Source organism: Nocardioides sp. NPDC057772 (assembly GCF_042798075.1).
Taxonomy (GTDB): domain Bacteria; phylum Actinomycetota; class Actinomycetes; order Propionibacteriales; family Nocardioidaceae; genus Nocardioides.
In genome coordinates this window covers 1-18,125 of the sequence record NZ_JBHVKN010000034.1, presented here as the reverse complement: position 1 = coordinate 18,125, position 18,125 = coordinate 1, and the positions used below count along the sequence as shown (strand labels likewise).

The following is an 18,125-nucleotide window of genomic DNA, read 5'->3' as shown; positions in this document are numbered from 1 at the left end:
GCCCGTCCTCAAATATGCCACCGCGAGCGGGAGACGATCCCCATACATATTCGGTATTTCCGCACGTGGGGGAACCCGAGCGCGGGGCGGGCGATCTCGATCACGCCGCCGCGGCGATGCGGTCAAGACAGCCGGTAGAAGCGCCAGAATCCGAAGTCTTCGATCGGGAGCACCTCGAACCCGCTGAAGCCCGCCGCCTCGCCGTAGCTCTTCAAGGTGGACGGCCGCATGACCGTTCCGGTCCCGACGCTCGGAGGCGAGGAGAGCCCGTCCGGCAGACACACCAGCAGGCTGAAGCCGTACATGATCCGCTCCAGCTCATCGCCGTCCGGAGCGAAGCTGTCCGCCACGGCCTCGTCCATCACCACCATCGATCCCCCGGGCGCGAGCGTCTTCCTGACTGCGCTGAGGACGTCGACCGGCCGCGGCATGTCATGCACACACTCGAAGGCGAACGCCACATCGACCGTCCCGTCTGGGAGCGTCGCAGCGTCCTGGCACAGGAACCGCACCCGGTCCTCGACTCCCGCCTCGCGCGCGTTCGCCACCGCCATGTCGACCGAAGGCTGGTCGATGTCGATGCCGAGGACGGTGGCCTCGGGGTAGGCACGAGCCAGGGCGATGCTCGACCATCCCCCACCGCAGCCCACGTCGAGAATCCGACAGCCTTCTGCGGACAGTGCGTCATGGACGACCGGCACGCCGGCCAGCGCCGGCCCGAGCTGTTTCTCGTACCACGGCCGATTGGCATCCGCCTGCGACTGCCGAGCGTCATCCCCCAGCTCATCCCAGCTCACCCCACCCCCGTTCCGGTACGCCTCCATCAGCCGAGGCAGCACCGGCCCCACCGCTCCGAACATCCGAGCGATGGGCACCAGATAGGCCAGGCTCGTCGGATCCGTCATCACCTCCGCCGTGCTGGCCGGGATCGCGAACCGCCGCTCATCGGGCTCACCGTCGGTGTCCGCCACCAACAACCCGCTCACCGCCTGCTGCTCGAGCCACTCCCGTGCGTACCGAACCTGCGTTCCCGTACGCTCCGTCAGCTCGACCGCACTCGCCGGTCCGTCATCGGCCAGCGAGCGATACCACCCGAGCCGGTCCCCGATGAACACCGAGACGATCTCCACCGTGCCGAGGAGCGACCCGAACAGACGCTCGGCAACCTCGTCCGCCGTCTGCTGCGATGCATCCATCGATCCACCATCGTCCGACTCACACTGCCCTGATCATTCCCGTCAGGGCCCTACCTGGTTTCAGGTACAGCACGTTCGACCGCCGTGATCGAGCGGTGGACTCTTCAGACCTAGCGACACACTGGTAGGCGACCACGCAGGAACGACTCGGTGCGCCTCACCGTCCAGCTCTGGGAGAAGTAGCCGGTCATTCTGGTGCAGGTTCGCTTCGACCCCTCTTCATAGAAGGACGTACGCCGCAGCTCGCCTCGCGCGACGGTGCCGATCTTGTAACCGCTGCTGTCGCTCGACAACACCTTCGACTGAAGGAGAGTCTTCCCGGAGCGGTTTCGCACGGCCAGCTGGATCTTGGTGTTCGCCGAGTTGCGGCAGGCGAACCAGTGCACGCCGTTGGCGGAGAAGATCGCAGTGCCCTGGGCTGGGAGCCGGTCACGGAGCTTGCTCCACATGTTCGGGCCTACGACACCGTCCACCCGCATACCCCGGGACCGCTGGAAGTTCTTTACCGCCTTCGTCGTGAGGGTGCCGTAGTCGCCGTCGCGCGCAAGGCCGCCGAGTCGTGCTGCACTCGCTGCACGCAGCCCCCGCTATTTCCTTGTTGAAGGATCAAGTGGTCACAGCTGTCGATGCTGGGGATGGCAGCGCTCGCCGGTAATGGCGACAGCGCGAATCCGGCGAACACAGCGATGACGGACGCGACAGCGCTGACCGCGAATATGACGACCCGGCGGATCGGGTGCTTCTCCATGAGCTCGACTCCTCGACGTGCCCCGAGTGGTGTGGACAGTCGGGGACGCTAGCGATCCTCGTGATCAGTGCTTACCCGTACTTTCCCCGTACCGCTTCCCGGTGCTCGTCGTCGCACTCGCCCGACGTCTACATAGCGGTGGCCACCGCAGTGAGCGGCTCGAACGTCGGCGCCAGGGTCATGAGTCGTGTCTCGGCGTCATGGTCATCCCGTCCGCTCCGAGCTGCGCAAGTGATCGCCATCGCGTCCCGCCGCGTTGTACGGTCAGTCGTCCTCCATGCGGAAGCCGACCTTGAGGCCGACCTGGAAGTGCTGGATCTCGCCCTCTTCGAGGTGGCCGCGGATCTGGGTGACCTCGAACCAGTCCAGGTGCCGCAGGGTCTGGGCCGCGCGGCCGAGGCCACTGCGGATGGCATCCTCGAGTCCGGTCTCGGAGGAACCGACGATCTCGGTGACGCGGTAGGTGTGCGAAGACATGGTGTCGCCCTTCTCTTGGTGGTTGGCTCACTGGCCCGAACGTTCCCGGCTCTGTGATCAACCATGAGCGCGTCACCGAGGCGGCGCAAGGGTTGCCGCCGCTGACCCGTCAGCCCGTCACTCCTCGCTGCGGCCGATTCCTCTTCTCCCATGCCGCCTCGGCTCTCTCCCCCGCGACGTCGTGGTGATCGCGCGGGATGCTCAGGATCGACGCGAGCTTCGATGCGCCGACAGGACCGTTCGCGCGATCGAGGTCCTTGATGCCGCGCTTGGCCGCACATTCCGCGGCGAAGGCCCAGACAGCATCGAGCTCGAGAAGATCGGCTCGTACGTCTTCCAGGGCTTGTTCGAGCCTGGGCAGGAACGTGGCTCGCTCCTCAGCAAGGAGTGCCCGTGCCTCACGCCGGGCGCGGAAAAGGGCGAGCTCGAGGTCGTGGGACTCGTCGGAGTTGAGGGCCCGGGCTAGGCGGAGCGACAACGTGGCTGCTCCACAGACGATGATCGAGGCCAAGAGCGACCACTGTTCCCACGGATCGACGTCTGATACGTAGAGCGTCGCGCCGCCGGCGACGCCGATGAGGACGAACGCGATCGAGACCGCCCCAGAGGCCATCCGAGTGGCCGGACGCCCCAGCGAGAACACCGCGACGATCACCGCTGCGACCGCAACCACCGGCGCGAGGGCTGGAGGCATCCACATCCAACCGGGTGACTCGTACCGGCCGAAGATGCCACCCCAAGCACCCGCTGCGGCGACGACAGCCAGGAGTCCGAAGCAGTTGAGCGACGTGCCCGCGTTCAGTGCCGCTCGGGTTCCGCCCTCGAGGGCGAAGCGAACCTCCTCCGCGTGACGGAAGAGGTCTCTGAGGCTCTTGTGAGTGCCGGTCTCCTCGAGGACGATCACGTCCAGGTTGGCGGCGGTGAGCTCGTTCGTGGGCGTGTTCGAGACCCTACGCTGTACGCGACCCCGTGCGGCGTCGTCGAACCTCATCACTCGTTGCCTTCCCTACGATCTCGTCTGACGTCAGGGAATCTCCCCACGACATCGGCGTCTAAACATCTCAGAAAGCAAAGATCACCGCCCCGCCAGGTCCGGGCGTCCGTGGCAGCGAGTGGGAGACTGAGCACGTGCCCTCGAAACCCGCCCCGCACGTACTCGTCCTCTTCGGCGCGACCGGCGACCTGGCCGCGCGCAAGCTGTTCCCCGGGCTCTACCGGCTCGCCCTGGCGAAGCGGCTGCCCGACCAGCTCGCGATCATCGGCAGCGGGCGACGCTCGCCCGGGACCGACGAGGACTTCCGCAGCCACGTGAACCAGGCATTGAAGGAGTTCGTCGGCGACGTCGACGAGGCCGTCGCGGGGCCGCTGCTGGAGCGGATCCGCTTCGTCGCCTCCTCTGCCGAGGACGGGTCCGCGCTGGCCGAGGCGGTGCATGAGGCCGAGGACCGGCTCGCGCTGGACAGCGGGCAGACCGTGGGCGACGTACATCGCCTTCTCTATCTCTCCGTGCCGCCGCAGGCGGTGGAGCCGATGGTCGGGATGCTCGCCCGCGAGGGGCTGAACGCCCGCAGCCGTCTGGTCGCGGAGAAGCCGTTCGGCACCGATCTCGCCTCGGCGCGCGAGCTCGACGCGGTGCTCAGCGAGGCGTTCGACGAGACGCAGATCTTCCGGATCGACCACTTCATCGGGAAGGAGGCCGTGCAGAACCTGCTGGCGCTGCGCTTCGCCAACGGACTCTTCGAGCCCGCCTGGAACCGGCACAGCATCGAGTCGGTGCAGATCGACGTACCCGAGAAGCTCACCGTCACCGGTCGCGGCAGCTTCTACGAGGGCACCGGCTGCCTCCGCGACATGGTCACCACCCACCTGTGTCAGCTGCTCGGCTTCGTCGCGATGGAGGACCCGCACGCCTTCCGGGAGGGCGCGATCCGCGCGGCGAAGGCCGCCGCCTTCGCTGCCGTGCGGCCGCTGGACCCCGAGCGCGTGGTCTTCGGGCAGTACGACGGCTACCGCGGGGAGCCGGATGTCGCCGCCGACTCCGACGTGGAGACGTACGTCGCCATCGAGGCCTGGATCGACAACGACCGCTGGCGCGGGGTGCCGTTCTACCTGCGCACCGGCAAGGCGCTCGCGGCCGGGCGGCGGACGATCACGATCCGGTTCACCGACCCGCGACACCGGTGGCTCCAGCCGGCCAACCCGGGACCGGCCCAGCCCAACGAGCTGGTCATCGAGCTCAGCGACGACGCTCGGATCGAGATCGAGGTCAGGGCCAAGAGGCCCGGCCCCGGGATGGCGCTGACCGAGGGCGTCTTCCGCCTCGACCTCGCCTGCGACGCACCGGACGCCGGGCCGCTGGAGGCCTACGAGCGGCTACTCCTCGACGTCATGAACGGCGACCGCACCCTGTTCACGAGCGCCCGCGAGGTCGAGCGGCTGTGGGAGATCTGCCAGCCGGTGCTCGAGCACCGGCCGGCCGTGGAGAGCTACCCACAGGGATCGTGGGGACCGGAGTCGGCGCTCGAGCTGCCGATCGGCGGCTGGCGGCTGGGACGGACCCCGTCGACTCGATGACCAGCTCGCCTCGCCGCCTCCTCCTCGTCGTCGACGCACCCTCGCTGCTCCACCGCAACCATCACGCGCGGGCCCACACTCGCATGGTCGACCGTGCCGGCCGGCCCGCGTGGGCGCTGCACGGCATGCTGCGGCAGATCCTCGACTCGATCGACGCCTTCGCACCCGACGCGGTGCTCTTCGGGCTCGACGACCGCGCGGCATCCGTACGCAGGGATGCCTATCCCGACTACAAGGCCGGGCGCGCGGAGAAGGATCCGATGCTGGTGGAGCAGCTCGGCCGGGCCGGTGCGATGCTCGACGCTCTCGGGCTCGCGACCCTCACTCCCCCAGGCCTCGAGGCCGACGACGTGAACGCCTCCGCCGCGGCGTGGGCGGTCCGCAACGGGTGGAACTGCGTCGTGATCACCTCCGACCGCGACGCGTTCGCGCTGATCAGCGAGCACACCCAGGTCCTACGGCTGATCAACGGCGGCATCAACGGCTCTCCCCTGCTCAATCCCGCGCGTCTGTATGCGATGTACGGCGTTCCCGCCTCCCGCTATCTGGAGTACGCCGCCCTCCGCGGTGACGCCAGCGACAACCTACCCGGCGTCAGCGGCATCGGCGAGAAGACCGCCGCCGCGCTCCTCGACCAGTTCGGCCCCATGGACGGCGTCTGGGCCGACATCGCCGACAACGACGGGCAGAAGGTGATAGAAGTCCTCGACGCGTGGGCGGCCGACACCGGCGTACGCCGCATCGGCGCACGCGTCGTCCGCGCGCTGTCCGCGCCGGGCGCCCGGGAGCGCTACGACTTCAACCTGCGGATCATGACCTGCCGCGACGACCTCGACCTCCGGCTCACGCCGGACATCCCCGGCACCCCTGGCCTGCTCCCGCTCGACATCGACCGCGTCACCCGGGTCGTGGGCTTTCTCGGCGTCGAGGCCACCACGGCCGTGGCACAGCGGGTGCTGAGCACGAACCCCGCTTCGACTTCGTTCTAGAGGGTCGAGTTCCACGCCCGGGTGGCGGTCTTCTCCGCCTCCGGGCGCGCCGCGTCGATCTGGTCCGTGCACGTGGCGCCCCGCCGGGAGAAGTCCGTGTTTGCCACCGTGCCTCGACCGGTCGCCGTCGACCGGATCCAGGCGACGATCGTCCCCTTCTCGTTCTCGTTGCCGCAGTCGTACGGCGCGGAGACGACACCGACCAGCCGCGTCCCTGACCAGCCGACATCGCGCAGCATGGTCATCACCCGGTCGAGCTCGCCCGGACGGAAGTCGCCTTCCGGCTTCGGGTAGGCGAGGACGTACGCTCCGCCGTCGTCGATCCCGACCAGGTCAGGCCCCCACATGATCACGTAGCCGAGCTTCGCTATCTCGGCCAGCTTCGGCGCGACCCGGGCCACCTCGGACGGTCGGTCCACGATCTGGGCCGGCCCCGCGCCGTCGCCGTACCACTCGACCGGCTCCGGCCAGGTCACGGCGAGCTGGAGCTCGGGTCCGATCTCGACCGCGGCAGCTCCGACCGCCCCGACCTCGCTCAGCGTCGCGGTCTCGGCGGTGATCTCGGTGAGACCCATGTCGATGTCGGTCACGGCTGTCGCGCCGGCGTCGCGGAGGCTCCTGGCGGCAGCCAGGGCGGGTTCGATCCGCTGGCCCTGGCCGCCCGAGTACGTGGCCGCCTCCGGGTCTGCACCGACCTCGATCCGAGCGACCTCCCCCTTCTCGAGGACGCGCTCGACGGCGCGCCAGACAGTGGGCGCGTCGCGCTCGTCGCCGACAGACGTGCGAAGGTCGTCGGATCTCCGACGGCCTTGCGCCTTGGCTCTGATCGGCAGCGACCAGCGCGATCACCTTCTGCGCGGCGGCGACCCGGGCACTCGGATCGCCGACCGTCACCCGCACCTGAGGCTGCACCGGCTGATCCACGAGGTTGATCCTCTCCACCTCGGTCTCGCGCAGGGCTCCGTACGTCACCAGAGCGGCCGCACCCTCGCCGCTGTTGCCACGGATCTCGATCTCGGCAACTCCGAGGCGCACCACCCATCGATCACGCGCCGACCCAGCACCTAAGCGCTCGAGGACCTTCTCCGCCTGCTCGACCGTGATCCCGTCAGCCAGCACGACTCGCTTCTCGTCGGCGTCGACGTCGCGTACGCCGCCCATCTGTGCGACCTCGTCCATCAGCCGCCGCTCGACCTGCTCGTCCGAGCCCCACCACCGGACACCGCCGACAACAGCGCCCGCGATCAGCACAGCCACAGCAACCACCGCGAACCAACGCCCCCGAGTCATGGCCTGATGCTCGCACAGCACGTCAGAGACGGACCACGAGACTCTCTCTACCCGATGTGATCGAGGGCCCACCGCTCTTGGAGGTCGGCGACCAGCTTCTCGGCTTCACGGGTGTCGGGTGCGCCCGCGGTCGCGAGGCTGGACTGCGAGACCACCAGGTATCGATCACCGCCGTCCAGAACGAGCTCACGCAGGGCGTCGACCCACCCGGACTCGGTTGCAAGCACTCAGGCGACCTCGGGCGCCAGACCGGCGCGGGCCGCGGGATCCGCGGGGCGAGCAGCAGGGACGAACGCACCGGAGAGCGCGGCGTCGAGGTCGGCCATCAGGTCCTCCGGGTTCTCCAGGCCGATCGAGAGACGGACGAGATTGGCGGCGGGCTTGGCGTGGGCCTCGACCGGGCGGTGGGTGAGGCCGGCGGGGTGCTGGATGAGGGAGTCAACACCACCGAGGGAGACGGCATGGGTGAAGAGCTCGACCGAGGAGGTGAGCCGGGCAGCGGCTTCGTACCCGCCGCGGAGCGCGATCGTCACCATGGCTCCGGGGCCGCTCATCTGCTTCCCGACCAGGCCCCGGTCGTCATCGAGACCAGGGAAGTGGACCTGTTCGACGGCCCGGTGGGATCGCAGCCAGGTCGCGATCGAGACCGCGCCGGCCTGCTGGGCGCGGACACGGGTGGGGAGGGTGGCGAGGCCGCGGTGCAGGAGGTAGGCGCCCAGCGGGTGCAGGAGGCCACCGGTGACCGCGCGGACCTGGCGCAGCCGGGCGGCGGTCTCCTCGTTGCAGGCGATCACGCCGCCGACGACGTCGCCGTGGCCGCCGATGTACTTGGTCGCGCTGTGCAGTGACATCGCCGCGCCCAGCGTGAGCGGGTTCTGCAGGACCGGTGTCGCGAACGTGTTGTCCACGAGCACCGGTACGTCACCGGCTGCTGCCACGACGCCGGCGATGTCGACGAGGTCCAACGTCGGGTTGGCCGGGGTCTCCAGCACCACCAGGGCCGTGTCGGCCCGGACCGCGGCGGCGACCTCGTGCTCGGCACAGAACGTCACCTCCACTCCCAACAGACCGGAGGCGAGCAGGTGGTCGGTGCCGCCGTACAGTGGGCGGACGGCGACGATGTGCCGCTTCCCGCTGAAGGACGTGCTCGCGATGATCGCTGCGGTCATAGCAGCCATGCCTGACGCGTACGCGACCGACGTCTCGGCGTGCTCGAGCTTCGCCAGCGCCGACTCGAACCGCGCGACGGTGGGGTTCCAGAGCCGCTGGTAGACGTACCCGCCCTCCGGGTTCGGGTGGCCGCCCGTCGCCATGGCCGCGTACGACTCGCCACCGCGCTCGATGTCGGGCAGCGGGTTGGTCGAGGAGAGGTCGAGCGGCAGGGCGTGGACACCGAGCATCGCCAGGTCTTCCCGGCCGGCGTGGACGGCGAGCGAGTCGAGGTGGGGGTTCACAAGCGGCATGCCAAGATGGTGGCGAGAATCACAACTTCTGACCACACCGATTGCCGAAGATCCCAGCGATCCTGCGATCTTGCCGCTTTCGAACAACACAACCAGCGACCAGGGGTGTCCCAGTTGGCGAAAGTGCAACCCTCCCTCGACTCCGTCGACCGCCACATCCTGAGCGAGCTCGGAGACAACCCCGAGCTCACCAACAAAGCCCTCGCGGCGCGTCTCGGACTCGCCGAGTCGACCTGCGCCTACCGGCTACGTGCCCTGCGCGACAACGGCGTCATCACCGGCCGCCGCCTCGACGTCGACGTCCGTTCCCTCGGCTACCCGCTGCAGGCGGTCATCAAGGTCCGTCTCGGCAGCCACAGCAAGGAGCACGTCGAGAAGCTCTACGACGACCTGGCGACGACTCCCGGCGTGATCCAGGCCTTCCACGTCGCCGGCGCGGACGACTTCCATCTCCACGTCGCCGTCGAGGACGCCGAGGCGCTGCGCGACTTCGTGCTGCAGCACGTGACGGTCCATCGCGTCGTTCGACAGACCGAGACGCAGCTCGTCTTCGAGCTCCGCGAGGGCCCGGGCGTGCTGCCTCGAGAGAGCGTCTAGTCTGACCGACCTCAGCCCCTTCCCGGCCCCGGGTCTCAGCGCCCCCGACCGAGCGAAGCCCGGGCGAGCTGGGCGACCCGTACGTTGCTGATGCCCGTCTCTGCCGCGATCCGGCCGAACGACCAACCACGACGCCTCAGCATGCGGACGGCCTGCGCGCTCTCCTCGTGCAGGTCCTCGAGGCGCTTGTCCACCGTGCAGCGGAGGCGCTCGAGGTCGCGAAGAGCGGCGACCGGGTCATCGATGCCCGTGTCCACGGACACGGGTGCCTCCGACCTGCGCGTCGGGGACGCCCCCGGAGCCAGCGCGGCCGGCGGGTTGAACGCCCAGAGCGTGTAGTCATCCGCCCAGCGGATGAATCGAGCCATGCGAGTCTCACGGCGGACCGTGGGCGGGACGTCGGTGTTCCGAGCGGGGCGTGTTTCGACTGCCATCTTCGCCTCCTTCACTGGAGCTGCAGGGTCTGAAGGATCCTCGGTATCCAGCATGCCGGGCAGCGATGACTGCGCCGTTGAGCCCTGGTAACGCGCAGGTAAGGACTCGGTCGCTCCGTATCCCGGATCCTCTGCAGCGCAGCGGGCACCTACAGCCTCATCCGATGATCGCCAGCGTGATGGCGGCCGCACCGAAGAGGACGTCCAAGACGATGCAGAACTCGGCCATCGACCGCGGGACCACCGCGTCGCGGCGCCAGTGGAGGTAGTCCCAGGCCGCATGGCTGGCGAGCGCGACACCTGCCAGAGCCAGGCCTGTTCGGGGCGAGATCAGCACGGCTACGACAGCGAGGCCACCGAAACCGACCATCGCGAACCCCTCGGCAGAAAGCCAGCGGACGGGGGCTCGGCGCAGCAGACCGACCACGACGAGGACCACGGCGAAGACCGCGAGGCCGAGCCACCACGGCGCGCCGGCCAGCTCGCTCAGGATGGCCACGATCGAGCCGACGAGGATGTTCGCCCAGGCGATCCAGCGCAGACCGAAGGCGGCCGCGGCCAGGTAGCAGCTCGCGGCGACGGTGACGGTGAGGGCGACCGCGTCGGTCGCCGCTCCCGTGACGATCTGGAAGGTCGCGGCTGCCAGCCCGAGCGCGGCCGGCCAGTGTCCCCAGAGCGGGCGCTTCAGGGACGCCGGCGCAGCGTGAGCGGTCGTTGTCGAGTTCATGGGGTCTCCCGCAGTCGTCATGTCGGTTGTCGAACAGCGATGTTCGAGATAATCTCGAACAGCAATGTTCATGTTAGCGGAGGAGGCCTCATGACCGACACGACTCACGACCCCACCACGGGACAACCCGCGGACCCTCGCCGATGGCGGCTGCTCGGACTGCTGGGACTGGCGCAGTTCATGCTCATCCTCGACGTCACCGTGGTGGCGATCGCGCTGCCGCACATGGGCGCCGACCTCGGCCTGGGGCGTGATGCACTGACCTGGGTGGTGAGCGCGTACACCCTGGCGTTCGGCGGCCTGATGCTGCTCGGCGGCCGGGCGGCCGACCTGTTCGGCCCGAAGCCGGTGGTGCTGGCAGGCCTGACCGTCTTCACCGTGGCCTCTCTGGCCACCGGTCTCGCCACCAGCGCGGAGCTGGCGATCGGCGGCCGGGTCGCCCAAGGTGTCGGGGCGGCGATGCTCTCCCCCGCTGCCCTGTCGACGGTCGTCCGGCTCTTCGACGGCGACGAGCGCAACCGTGCGCTCGGGATCTGGTCGGCTCTCGGCGCAGGCGGCGCGGCGATCGGTGTGCTTCTCGGCGGCGCCCTGACCGCCGGACCGGGCTGGGAATGGGTCTTCCTGATCAACGTGCCCGTCGGCGCGGTCGTCGCGGTCGTGCTGGCCCGACTGCTGCCGCCGCTGCCGGCATGGGGAGGCAACGTACGTCTCGACCTCATCGGTGCTCTGATCGTCACCGCCGCGACCGGGCTCCTGATCCTCGGCTTCATCGAGGCCGGCGACGGCGGCTGGACCTCACCCCGCACGGCCGGACTCGTCCTCGCCGGCATCGTCGGCTACGTTCTGCTGGCCGGCTGGCTGAGGCGTACGCGACACCCGCTCATCGACCCGGCGCTGATCTCGCGGCGACCCGTCCTGTCCGGCACGTTCGTGCTGTTCGTCGCGACCGCGCTGATGGTGGCGGTGTTCTTCCTCGGCACGTTCTACCTGCAAAGCTCCGCCGGGCACGGCCCGCTCACCACCGGGCTGCTGTTCCTGCCGGTCGCCGCGGCGACCATGGCCGGCGCACAGCTGGCCGGCAGGTTCATCGGTCGTGTCGGTGCCCGCACCCTCGGCGTCGTCGGGCTGCTCGTCGCCGGCGCCGGGCTCGTCGTGCCTGCGATCAGCATGAGCACGGTCACGACCGTGGTCGCGGTCAGCATCGGGTCGGCCGGCCTGGGCGTGCTCTTCGTGGTCGCCTCGGCGACCGCGCTCAGCCAGGTCGAGCCGCACCTCGCCGGCGTCGCCTCCGGCATCCTGAGCACCTTCCACGAGCTCGGCGCCTCGCTCGGCGCCGCAGTGATGTCCGGCGTCGCCGCGGCCAGCCTCGTCGAGGGCACCACCGCCGGCTTCGAGCGGGCCTATCTCGTCGCCGCCCTGATCGCAGCACTCGCCGCCCTCCTCGCGGGGGCGCTGATCCCCGGCCGCCCAGCACCCGCCACCGCCGAGATCCACCAGGAGACCGCGTCATGACGAAGCCCCGCCGACCGAGATCCCGCGCGCTGACGTTCGCGCTGCACTACCTCCAGATGATCGTCGCGATGGTCGTCGGGATGATGCTGCTCTACCCGCTGTGGATGCTCGCCACCGCCGGCCTGCCCGCGGACGCATGGGTGCATCGCGCCGACGTCGAGTCGCTGGTCATGGCCACCACGATGGTGATCCCGATGGCCGCCTGGATGCGCTTTCGCGGACACGGCTGGCGGCCGGTCGCGGAGATGTCGGCCGCGATGTACGCGGGCTTCGTCGCCCTCTTCCCGTTGTTGTGGCTCGGCGTCATCGATGCCGACGGCCTGATGCTGCTCGGCCACGTGCTGATGCTCCTCCTCATGCTCGCCGCGATGCTCGCGCGCCCCGGCGAGTACGGGGGCCATGCCCACCACGCGCACGCCCAGCGGGACGTGATGCGAGCCCAGTAGACCTAACCTGTACTCTGATGTTCATCATCTCGTGGGAGGTTCGCCGATGACGACCCTGAAGCGCGCCGACGCGCGTAAGAACATCGAGTCGATCATGGATGCGGCGACGGCCTGTCTCGCCCGCGATCCGGACGTGAGCGTGGCCGAGATCGCCAAGGCGGCAGGCGTCGGCCGGGTCACGCTCTACGGCCACTTCGAGTCCCGGGCCACGCTGGTCACCCAGGTCGTCGAGCGCGCCATCCAGCAGTCCGACGAGGCGCTCGGCGCGGTCGATCTCGGCGGTGATCCCCGCGCGGCGCTGACCCGGCTCCTCGAGGCCTCCTGGCAGCTGACGCAGCAGTACGGCGCGCTCATCGTCGCCGCCGAGCAGAGCATGCCCCACGAGCAGTTCCAGGCGGCCCATCTCGGACTGATCGACCGCTGGAAGCCGCTGATGGAGCGGGGCCGTCGCGACGGCAGCTTCCGCGACGACCAGCCCCTCGAGTGGCAGCTGACCCTGCTCCAGAGCGTCCTCCACGCCGCTTCCGGCGCCGTCTACCGCGGTGACATCAAGGCGTCCGAGGCGGCCGGGCTGATCGACGGCACCATCCAGGCGGCTCTCACCCCTCCTGGCGCCCCAAGCGACTGACAGACGCTCACTCGGGGAGGTTGCCGACGGTCGCGTGCTCGGACCCGAAGTAGCTGGTCAGCAGCCTGTCCGCGTTGCGGTGCCCTCGCCTCTCCAGACGAGCCCGCCCCTGCGCCGACCGGCCGAGGACCCGGTATCTGAGCAGGTTCATCGGCAGCACGTACGCGTGTGCCCACGGCGGCCTGGCCGGAAGGCCGAGCTCGCTCATCGACCTGGTGCCGAGGAAGACGGTCAGCATCGAGAGCAGCCGCTCCCGCTCGTACCAGCCACGCGCCCGCTGCAGAGCGCCCGGCCATCCCGGATACCGCCGCTCCCGCTGCACCTCGACCGCCGCCTGCGCCAGCTGCGGTCCGGCATCGGAGATCTCCGCCTGCGAGAGCAGCACGTGGTAGTTGATCCGGTGGCGCTCCCACTCGCTGTCGACGAGGAAGTCCTCGTCGACGCCCATCAGCCAGCCGACGTACTTCCACAGGTGCATCAGCGCCCGGGCGTCCTGCCGGGAGACCGGCACGCCGAGCGCCCGGCACCCGATGATGAGGACGCCGTCGAACAGGCCCAGCGTGGCCGCCTGGTCGGCCTGGTTGATCGGCAGCCCCCACCGAGCCGTGTCCCACCGTTGTTCGAACCCGGCGTTGACCAGCGCATGCATGGCCCGTACGTGGACGGTGAGGCGCCACGCCTCCCCCGACCTCGAACCCGAGCCCGGCGGCCGTAGCGCACCCGGCCGGCGCAGGCTCACCGCCCAGTGCTGGGTCTCGGCCAGGCGACGCCGGGTGGTGCTGCCGGTCAGACCACCGGTGGCGACGAGCAGGTCGGGCGGACCACCGAACCGGTAACCGCTGATCAGCGAGAGCTGCAGGAGCACGTCGGCGGCGTTCTGGCCGAGCCGCGTGAACCCGCGACCACCCTCGTCGACGAGGTCCCAGTCGACCCAGTCCGGGGTGTCCTCGACCCGGGCGAAGAACTCGGCGAGCGCCGGAGGCGGGGACTCCACCGCCGCGACACCGTGCTCCAGAGCCGTACGCAGCTGGGTCATCGTGACCTTGCCTGGCGCCCCGGCTCGCATCCGGATCGCCTCCGCCAGGCGCGCACCGGGCTCGTCCCGCTCGTTGAACGCCCGCCCGATCCGCTCCATCAGGCCCTCGTCGACCTCGGTGACGCGTCCCAGGAGTCGCAACGGCCTGCCGAGACGGCGGCCGCGCGCCTCTCCTTCGCGAAAGCGGGTGGGGAAACCGCTGGGTTGGGTGCCCTGCTGCGCGAGTGTGGTCATACCTCCAGCGTGATGCGAGCAGAAGCTCGCTTTCAATTCGCGTTCCACCTACGGTTACGACATGCGCAAGACACCCAGGCAGGCCCGCTCGAAGGCGACGGTCGAGCGCATCCTGACCGCCGGACGGCAGGTGCTCGTCGACGACGGCTACGAGTCGTTCTCGACCAACCGCGTCGCAGCCGCCGCGGGGATCAGCCCAGGCTCGCTCTACCAGTACTTCTCCGACAAGGCCTCGATCCTCGACATCGTGATCAGCCGCTATTGGGAGGACGTCTCCGAGCGCACCGCCTCGGCACTGGCACTCCACGCGAGCACCACCGGCACACCGGCGATCCGGTCGGTCGCCGACGCGCTGCTCGCCGGGCTGGAGCAGGATCCGACCCTCCTGCGCGTCCTGACCGAAGAGCTCCCCGCCTCCCGCAACCGGGACCGCCACGCGGCACTCGTCACCCGCGTACGCGACCTCACCGCCGCCTACCTGCACGCCGGGGCGGTCGCGAGGAACCGCCCCGACGCGCACCTCACCGCATGGGTACTGGTGGTGGCGATGGAGAACATCGCACTGCGCTGGGTGCTCGACCGACCGCCCTACCCGCGCGAGGCCGTGCTGGAGGAGATGGTTGCCCTCACCGTCGGCTACCTGAGTCAGACCGATCTCAGCGGCGTTCGGTGAGATGGATGGTGACGCTGTCACCGGCGGACTTGCCGAGCGCCTCGCGGAGCTCGGCCTTGAGCGGCAGCTTGTGGGTGCCGTCGCCGAGGGCCATGAAGGAGGCCTCGAAGGGGTGGGCGTCGATCGTCCCGGCGACCCTGACGAGGCCGCGGGTGCCGAAGAAGTCCGCGGTCCAGTCGGTGACCACGTAGGTCCAGCCGCCCTTGGCCTCGCTCCGGGTCAGCGTCGCGGTGAAGGTCTTGTCGATCGGGGTGCTCATGACGCCTGCTCGATGATCACGAAGCGGTTCCCATCGGGGTCGTCGAAGGAGAACATCGGCGGTACGCCCGGCCAGAGCAGCAGCTCGCCGACGCTCACACCGCGCGATCCGAGCGACTCGCGCTCGGCGGCTGCATCGGGGACGTTGAACCGGATCCCGGTCTCGGTGATCTCGCCCGCCTCGCGGTCGCCGGCGACCAGCGCGAGAGTGACGTCGCTTCCTCGTGGCGCGACCTCGATCCAGCGGGTCGGCCCGTCGACGTCGAGCCGTACGTCGAAGCCCAGGGTGTCGCGGTAGAAGCCGATGGCCTTGTCCTGGTCGGCGGTGGTGATGCCGACGGTGCGGATATCGGTGATGGTGCTCATCAGGGTTCCTCTCGGTCGATGACGTCGACGGGGCGTCAGCTGGGTCCGTACATCTGCGATCCCGGGGTGGTCAGGGTCTCCCCCGTCTCCAGCCACGTCTTGAGACCGGACAGGATCATCGGCCAGCCGCCGTAGAGCTCCGGGGGCGCGTCGCCGCGCAGCTGGTCGTGGGTGACGGTGAGGCGACAGGAGTCGCCGACGGGCTCGATCTCCCAGGTCACGCGCGTGGTGCCCTGCTCCTCGGCGGCCTCGGACCAGAGCGTGCGCATCGACTGGACCAAGCGCTTCGGCGGCTCGACGACGACGTTCTCACCCTCGGCGAGCGGCCGCTCCGAGCCAGGGTGCACCATGGCGAAGCCCGACCCCGGAGTCCAGTCGGAGTGGACGCCGGCACCGAAGTGGTACTTCGCGCGGATCTGCGGGTCGGTGATCGCCTCCCACAGTCGCTCCGGGGTGGTGCGGATGTAGATCTCGAAGACTTTCTCCATCGTGCGCTCCAGGTCTCGTTTGAGGTCGGCGAGGCCGCTCGCCCAGGTCTCGGTGTATTTCGTCACCCAACGGTCATGGATCTCGCGGATCGGCACCACGTTGAGGAAGTGGTGCTTCTCGCGTCCCCTGCGGGCGACCACCACCAGGCCCGCCTCCTCGAGGATCGCCAGGTGCTTGGCGACTGCCGGGCGAGTCATGGCATGGCGACTCACCAGGGAGGACAGCGTCTGCCCGTCGTCCTGCAGAAGTGCGTCGAGCAACGCCCGCCGAGTCGGGTCACCGAGAGCTCGAAACACCTGTTCCACAGCCCGACAATAGGAAACCATTTGGTTTCATGTCAAGGAAGACGGCAGGCCGGACCAGACAGAGCCGCCGCGCCTACGACTCCTCGGGCCGATACAGCGCCGTCATCTTGCCCTTCGGGTCGAGCCGCGCGAGGACGGCGTCGCCGACCTCGGTCAGCTGTCGAACCTGCTCTGCGGACAATCCGTCGAGCACATGGCTGCGTACGTTGGCCACATGGCCGGGCGCAGCCGCGACGACGGCGTCCCAGCCGGCCGCAGTGAGCCGGGCATTCGTGGCGCGCGCGTCCTCGGGGCACGGAAACCGCTCCACCAGACCGCGCTCCTCCAACCGTCGCACGACGTGCGACAGCCGCGCCAGCGTCGCGTTGGTGCGATGGGCCAGGGCCGTCATCCGCAGTGTCCGGTCGTCCGCCTGGGACAGCACAGCCAGGACGAAGTACTCGAAGTGCGTCAGCCCGGCCTCACGCCGGAGCTGGGAGTCGAGGACCCCGGGCAGCAGCTCCACGATCGCGATCAGACGCAGCCAGGCGGCCATCTCGTCCTCATCCAGCCAGACATCGTCCACAGATTCCATGGTAGCCCGCCAACTTGTCGCTACAACCAAAAACTTGACGCTACAACCATGCCGTGAGAGTTTTGTTTTAGATACAACCTTCCGTCCGAGGAGCCCACCATGAGCGTCCACCCGGTACGCCTCAACCACGCCGTCTTGTTCGTCGCCGACCTGGAGCGCAGCATCGCCTTCTACGAGGCCGCCTTCGGGATGACGGTCATGGCGCGCGAGCCCCGCGCCAACGCGGCGTTCCTGCGGCTGCGGCGGTCTGGCAACCACCACGACCTCGGGCTGTTCGGGGTCGGCCCTCAGTCGCCGCGCCCGCGTGGCTCCCTCGGTCTCTACCACCTCGCCTGGCAGGTCGACACGATCGACGAGCTCGAGCAGGCGCGGCTGACCCTGGCCGAGCTGGGCGCCTTCACCGGCGAGTCCAGCCACGGCGCGACCAAGAGCGTCTACGGCGCCGATCCCGACGGCAACGAGTTCGAGGTGATGTGGATGCTGCCGCGGGCCGAGTGGGGCGACTTCGAGAACGCCGCTCCCGTCGACCGGCTCGACCTGGCCAAGGACGTCGCCCGATGGAGCGGAGTCCGTACGGCCGCCGACCTGAACCAGACCGAGGACGGATGAGCGCCCCGGCGCTCACGGCGAGCCGCGGGAGGGCGCGCGGGCCGTCGTGCACCGGGACCCCGGCGGCTACGGCATCACCACGGCCGCGCCCGACCAGCTCGGATCGTGGGTCGACGCCTGCGTACCTGATTTCTGAACACCCCTGCACAACGAGAGAAGGAACCCCATGAAACTCGGACAGTCGCTCCCTGCTCCCGCCACCGACCTCGGTCTGCTCGCAGCCCGGCTCCTCGTCGGAACCGTCCTCATCGCCCATGGCTGGCAGAAGTTCGCCACCTACACGCTCGACGGGACCGCGCAGTCGTTCGAGGCGATGGGCGTCCCGGCCGCTCAGGCGGCCGCGACCTTCGCCGCGCTCGTCGAGCTCGCCGGGGGTGTGCTGCTTCTGCTGGGTCTCCTCACGCCGGTCGCCGCGGCTCTGGTCGTCGTCGACATGGTCGGCGCGTTCTGGTTCGCCCACCGCAGCTCCGGCGTGTTCGTCGACCAGGGTGGCTGGGAGC

Annotated in this window: 24 protein-coding genes; 10 read left to right on the top strand and 14 right to left on the bottom strand. The window is 69.4% G+C overall.

What is annotated here, in order from left to right; translation table 11 throughout:
• Positions 1 to 122: 122 nt before the first annotated feature.
• The 4 genes from ACFVJS_RS08795 to ACFVJS_RS08780 form a co-directional block, all read right to left on the bottom strand.
• Positions 123 to 1,196 carry a class I SAM-dependent methyltransferase gene (locus tag ACFVJS_RS08795; RefSeq protein ID WP_378878514.1) on the bottom strand — a complete coding sequence of 358 codons (1,074 nt, stop codon included), beginning with the start codon at positions 1,194 to 1,196 and terminating at the stop codon, positions 123 to 125.
• A gap of 110 nt (positions 1,197 to 1,306) precedes the next feature.
• Positions 1,307 to 1,777 carry a peptidoglycan-binding protein gene (locus ACFVJS_RS08790; RefSeq protein ID WP_378878545.1) on the bottom strand — a complete coding sequence of 157 codons (471 nt, stop codon included), beginning with the start codon at positions 1,775 to 1,777 and terminating at the stop codon, positions 1,307 to 1,309.
• Positions 1,778 to 2,208: 431 nt separating this feature from the next.
• Complete coding sequence (locus tag ACFVJS_RS08785; protein WP_378878513.1) at positions 2,209 to 2,421, bottom strand: dodecin; 213 nt, start codon at positions 2,419 to 2,421, stop codon at positions 2,209 to 2,211.
• A gap of 109 nt (positions 2,422 to 2,530) precedes the next feature.
• Positions 2,531 to 3,412 (bottom strand): hypothetical protein, encoded by an 882-nt coding sequence (locus tag ACFVJS_RS08780; RefSeq protein WP_378878512.1) that lies wholly within the window; start codon positions 3,410 to 3,412, stop codon positions 2,531 to 2,533.
• Between the two features lie 137 nt (positions 3,413 to 3,549).
• On the opposite strand from ACFVJS_RS08780, the gene zwf reads away from it, so the two are divergent.
• Entirely contained in the window at positions 3,550 to 4,995 is a 1,446-nt protein-coding gene (gene zwf / locus ACFVJS_RS08775; protein WP_378878511.1) for a glucose-6-phosphate dehydrogenase, read from the top strand.
• Complete coding sequence (locus ACFVJS_RS08770; RefSeq protein WP_378878510.1) at positions 4,992 to 5,984, top strand: 5'-3' exonuclease H3TH domain-containing protein; 993 nt, start codon at positions 4,992 to 4,994, stop codon at positions 5,982 to 5,984. The genes zwf and ACFVJS_RS08770 overlap by 4 nt, the downstream gene beginning before the upstream one ends.
• Here ACFVJS_RS08770 and ACFVJS_RS08765 read toward each other — a convergent pair.
• Positions 5,981 to 6,574 carry a hypothetical protein gene (locus tag ACFVJS_RS08765; RefSeq protein WP_378878509.1) on the bottom strand — a complete coding sequence of 198 codons (594 nt, stop codon included), beginning with the start codon at positions 6,572 to 6,574 and terminating at the stop codon, positions 5,981 to 5,983. The genes ACFVJS_RS08770 and ACFVJS_RS08765 overlap by 4 nt on opposite strands.
• 226 nt (positions 6,575 to 6,800) lie before the next feature.
• On the opposite strand from ACFVJS_RS08765, the gene ACFVJS_RS08760 reads away from it, so the two are divergent.
• Positions 6,801 to 7,052, top strand: a complete 252-nt coding sequence (locus tag ACFVJS_RS08760; protein ID WP_378878508.1) for a hypothetical protein — start codon at positions 6,801 to 6,803, stop codon at positions 7,050 to 7,052.
• A 269-nt stretch (positions 7,053 to 7,321) separates the two neighbouring features.
• On the opposite strand, the gene ACFVJS_RS08755 is transcribed toward ACFVJS_RS08760, so the two are convergent.
• Both ACFVJS_RS08755 and ACFVJS_RS08750 read right to left on the bottom strand, forming a co-directional pair.
• A complete protein-coding gene (locus tag ACFVJS_RS08755) occupies positions 7,322 to 7,501 on the bottom strand; it encodes a hypothetical protein (RefSeq protein ID WP_378878507.1) in 180 nt (59 codons plus the stop codon).
• The gene (locus ACFVJS_RS08750; protein ID WP_378878506.1) at positions 7,502 to 8,737 is read right to left on the bottom strand and encodes a trans-sulfuration enzyme family protein; all 1,236 of its coding nucleotides are present in this window, start codon (positions 8,735 to 8,737) and stop codon (positions 7,502 to 7,504) included.
• A 105-nt stretch (positions 8,738 to 8,842) separates the two neighbouring features.
• Between ACFVJS_RS08750 and ACFVJS_RS08745 the strand changes: the two genes are divergently transcribed.
• Positions 8,843 to 9,334 carry an Lrp/AsnC family transcriptional regulator gene (locus ACFVJS_RS08745; RefSeq protein WP_378878505.1) on the top strand — a complete coding sequence of 164 codons (492 nt, stop codon included), beginning with the start codon at positions 8,843 to 8,845 and terminating at the stop codon, positions 9,332 to 9,334.
• Positions 9,335 to 9,369: 35 nt separating this feature from the next.
• Here the strand turns inward: ACFVJS_RS08745 and ACFVJS_RS08740 are convergent, their stop codons facing one another.
• Together ACFVJS_RS08740 and ACFVJS_RS08735 are read right to left on the bottom strand one after the other, a co-directional pair.
• Complete coding sequence (locus ACFVJS_RS08740; protein ID WP_378878504.1) at positions 9,370 to 9,768, bottom strand: hypothetical protein; 399 nt, start codon at positions 9,766 to 9,768, stop codon at positions 9,370 to 9,372.
• 157 nt (positions 9,769 to 9,925) lie between these two features.
• Positions 9,926 to 10,495 (bottom strand): hypothetical protein, encoded by a 570-nt coding sequence (locus ACFVJS_RS08735; protein ID WP_378878503.1) that lies wholly within the window; start codon positions 10,493 to 10,495, stop codon positions 9,926 to 9,928.
• Positions 10,496 to 10,585: 90 nt separating this feature from the next.
• On the opposite strand from ACFVJS_RS08735, the gene ACFVJS_RS08730 reads away from it, so the two are divergent.
• The 3 genes from ACFVJS_RS08730 to ACFVJS_RS08720 are packed head-to-tail and all read left to right on the top strand — an operon-like array spanning position 10,586 to position 13,081.
• Positions 10,586 to 12,007, top strand: a complete 1,422-nt coding sequence (locus ACFVJS_RS08730) for an MFS transporter (protein WP_378878502.1) — start codon at positions 10,586 to 10,588, stop codon at positions 12,005 to 12,007.
• Complete coding sequence (locus ACFVJS_RS08725; RefSeq protein WP_378878501.1) at positions 12,004 to 12,453, top strand: hypothetical protein; 450 nt, start codon at positions 12,004 to 12,006, stop codon at positions 12,451 to 12,453. The genes ACFVJS_RS08730 and ACFVJS_RS08725 overlap by 4 nt, the downstream gene beginning before the upstream one ends.
• A 46-nt stretch (positions 12,454 to 12,499) precedes the next feature.
• Positions 12,500 to 13,081: a TetR/AcrR family transcriptional regulator gene (locus tag ACFVJS_RS08720; RefSeq protein WP_378878500.1), complete on the top strand. Its 582-nt coding sequence runs from the start codon at positions 12,500 to 12,502 to the stop codon at positions 13,079 to 13,081.
• 7 nt (positions 13,082 to 13,088) lie between these two features.
• On the opposite strand, the gene ACFVJS_RS08715 is transcribed toward ACFVJS_RS08720, so the two are convergent.
• Positions 13,089 to 14,351 carry an oxygenase MpaB family protein gene (locus ACFVJS_RS08715; RefSeq protein WP_378878499.1) on the bottom strand — a complete coding sequence of 421 codons (1,263 nt, stop codon included), beginning with the start codon at positions 14,349 to 14,351 and terminating at the stop codon, positions 13,089 to 13,091.
• Positions 14,352 to 14,412: 61 nt separating this feature from the next.
• Here ACFVJS_RS08715 and ACFVJS_RS08710 point away from each other — a divergent pair, with 61 nt between their 5' ends.
• On the top strand, positions 14,413 to 15,024 hold the full coding sequence (locus tag ACFVJS_RS08710; RefSeq protein ID WP_378878498.1) for a TetR/AcrR family transcriptional regulator: 612 nt from the start codon (positions 14,413 to 14,415) through the stop codon (positions 15,022 to 15,024).
• Here ACFVJS_RS08710 and ACFVJS_RS08705 read toward each other — a convergent pair.
• Genes ACFVJS_RS08705 through ACFVJS_RS08690 form a run of 4 tightly spaced genes read right to left on the bottom strand, consistent with a single transcriptional unit; the run spans position 15,008 to position 17,016 of the window.
• Positions 15,008 to 15,283, bottom strand: coding sequence for a DUF1905 domain-containing protein (locus tag ACFVJS_RS08705; protein ID WP_378878497.1), 276 nt, complete (start codon positions 15,281 to 15,283; stop codon positions 15,008 to 15,010). The genes ACFVJS_RS08710 and ACFVJS_RS08705 overlap by 17 nt on opposite strands.
• Entirely contained in the window at positions 15,280 to 15,648 is a 369-nt protein-coding gene (locus tag ACFVJS_RS08700; protein ID WP_378878496.1) for a VOC family protein, read from the bottom strand. Before ACFVJS_RS08700 ends, ACFVJS_RS08705 begins: the two co-directional genes overlap by 4 nt.
• 35 nt (positions 15,649 to 15,683) lie before the next feature.
• Entirely contained in the window at positions 15,684 to 16,463 is a 780-nt protein-coding gene (locus ACFVJS_RS08695; protein WP_378878495.1) for an ArsR/SmtB family transcription factor, read from the bottom strand.
• A gap of 52 nt (positions 16,464 to 16,515) precedes the next feature.
• Positions 16,516 to 17,016 (bottom strand): MarR family winged helix-turn-helix transcriptional regulator, encoded by a 501-nt coding sequence (locus ACFVJS_RS08690; protein ID WP_378878494.1) that lies wholly within the window; start codon positions 17,014 to 17,016, stop codon positions 16,516 to 16,518.
• A 99-nt stretch (positions 17,017 to 17,115) separates the two neighbouring features.
• On the opposite strand from ACFVJS_RS08690, the gene ACFVJS_RS08685 reads away from it, so the two are divergent.
• Positions 17,116 to 17,625: a VOC family protein gene (locus ACFVJS_RS08685; RefSeq protein ID WP_378878493.1), complete on the top strand. Its 510-nt coding sequence runs from the start codon at positions 17,116 to 17,118 to the stop codon at positions 17,623 to 17,625.
• A gap of 166 nt (positions 17,626 to 17,791) precedes the next feature.
• The coding region (locus ACFVJS_RS08680; RefSeq protein ID WP_378878492.1) for a DoxX family protein at positions 17,792 to 18,125 on the top strand (334 nt) is incomplete at its 3' end.

Excerpts from the sequence above, each read along its gene's own strand:
- ACFVJS_RS08795 (WP_378878514.1), bottom strand. The coding sequence starts at position 1,196 with ATGGATGCATCGCAGCAGACGGCGGACGAGGTTGCCGAGCGTCTGTTC.
- ACFVJS_RS08785 (WP_378878513.1), bottom strand. The coding sequence starts at position 2,421 with ATGTCTTCGCACACCTACCGCGTCACCGAGATCGTCGGTTCCTCCGAG.
- ACFVJS_RS08780 (WP_378878512.1), bottom strand. The coding sequence starts at position 3,412 with ATGAGGTTCGACGACGCCGCACGGGGTCGCGTACAGCGTAGGGTCTCG.
- ACFVJS_RS08770 (WP_378878510.1), top strand. The coding sequence starts at position 4,992 with ATGACCAGCTCGCCTCGCCGCCTCCTCCTCGTCGTCGACGCACCCTCG.
- ACFVJS_RS08750 (WP_378878506.1), bottom strand. The coding sequence starts at position 8,737 with ATGCCGCTTGTGAACCCCCACCTCGACTCGCTCGCCGTCCACGCCGGC.
- ACFVJS_RS08740 (WP_378878504.1), bottom strand. The coding sequence starts at position 9,768 with ATGGCAGTCGAAACACGCCCCGCTCGGAACACCGACGTCCCGCCCACG.
- ACFVJS_RS08735 (WP_378878503.1), bottom strand. The coding sequence starts at position 10,495 with ATGAACTCGACAACGACCGCTCACGCTGCGCCGGCGTCCCTGAAGCGC.
- ACFVJS_RS08730 (WP_378878502.1), top strand. The coding sequence starts at position 10,586 with ATGACCGACACGACTCACGACCCCACCACGGGACAACCCGCGGACCCT.
- ACFVJS_RS08725 (WP_378878501.1), top strand. The coding sequence starts at position 12,004 with ATGACGAAGCCCCGCCGACCGAGATCCCGCGCGCTGACGTTCGCGCTG.
- ACFVJS_RS08720 (WP_378878500.1), top strand. The coding sequence starts at position 12,500 with ATGACGACCCTGAAGCGCGCCGACGCGCGTAAGAACATCGAGTCGATC.
- ACFVJS_RS08715 (WP_378878499.1), bottom strand. The coding sequence starts at position 14,351 with ATGACCACACTCGCGCAGCAGGGCACCCAACCCAGCGGTTTCCCCACC.
- ACFVJS_RS08710 (WP_378878498.1), top strand. The coding sequence starts at position 14,413 with ATGCGCAAGACACCCAGGCAGGCCCGCTCGAAGGCGACGGTCGAGCGC.
- ACFVJS_RS08705 (WP_378878497.1), bottom strand. The coding sequence starts at position 15,283 with ATGAGCACCCCGATCGACAAGACCTTCACCGCGACGCTGACCCGGAGC.
- ACFVJS_RS08700 (WP_378878496.1), bottom strand. The coding sequence starts at position 15,648 with ATGAGCACCATCACCGATATCCGCACCGTCGGCATCACCACCGCCGAC.
- ACFVJS_RS08695 (WP_378878495.1), bottom strand. The coding sequence starts at position 16,463 with ATGGTTTCCTATTGTCGGGCTGTGGAACAGGTGTTTCGAGCTCTCGGT.
- ACFVJS_RS08690 (WP_378878494.1), bottom strand. The coding sequence starts at position 17,016 with ATGGAATCTGTGGACGATGTCTGGCTGGATGAGGACGAGATGGCCGCC.
- ACFVJS_RS08685 (WP_378878493.1), top strand. The coding sequence starts at position 17,116 with ATGAGCGTCCACCCGGTACGCCTCAACCACGCCGTCTTGTTCGTCGCC.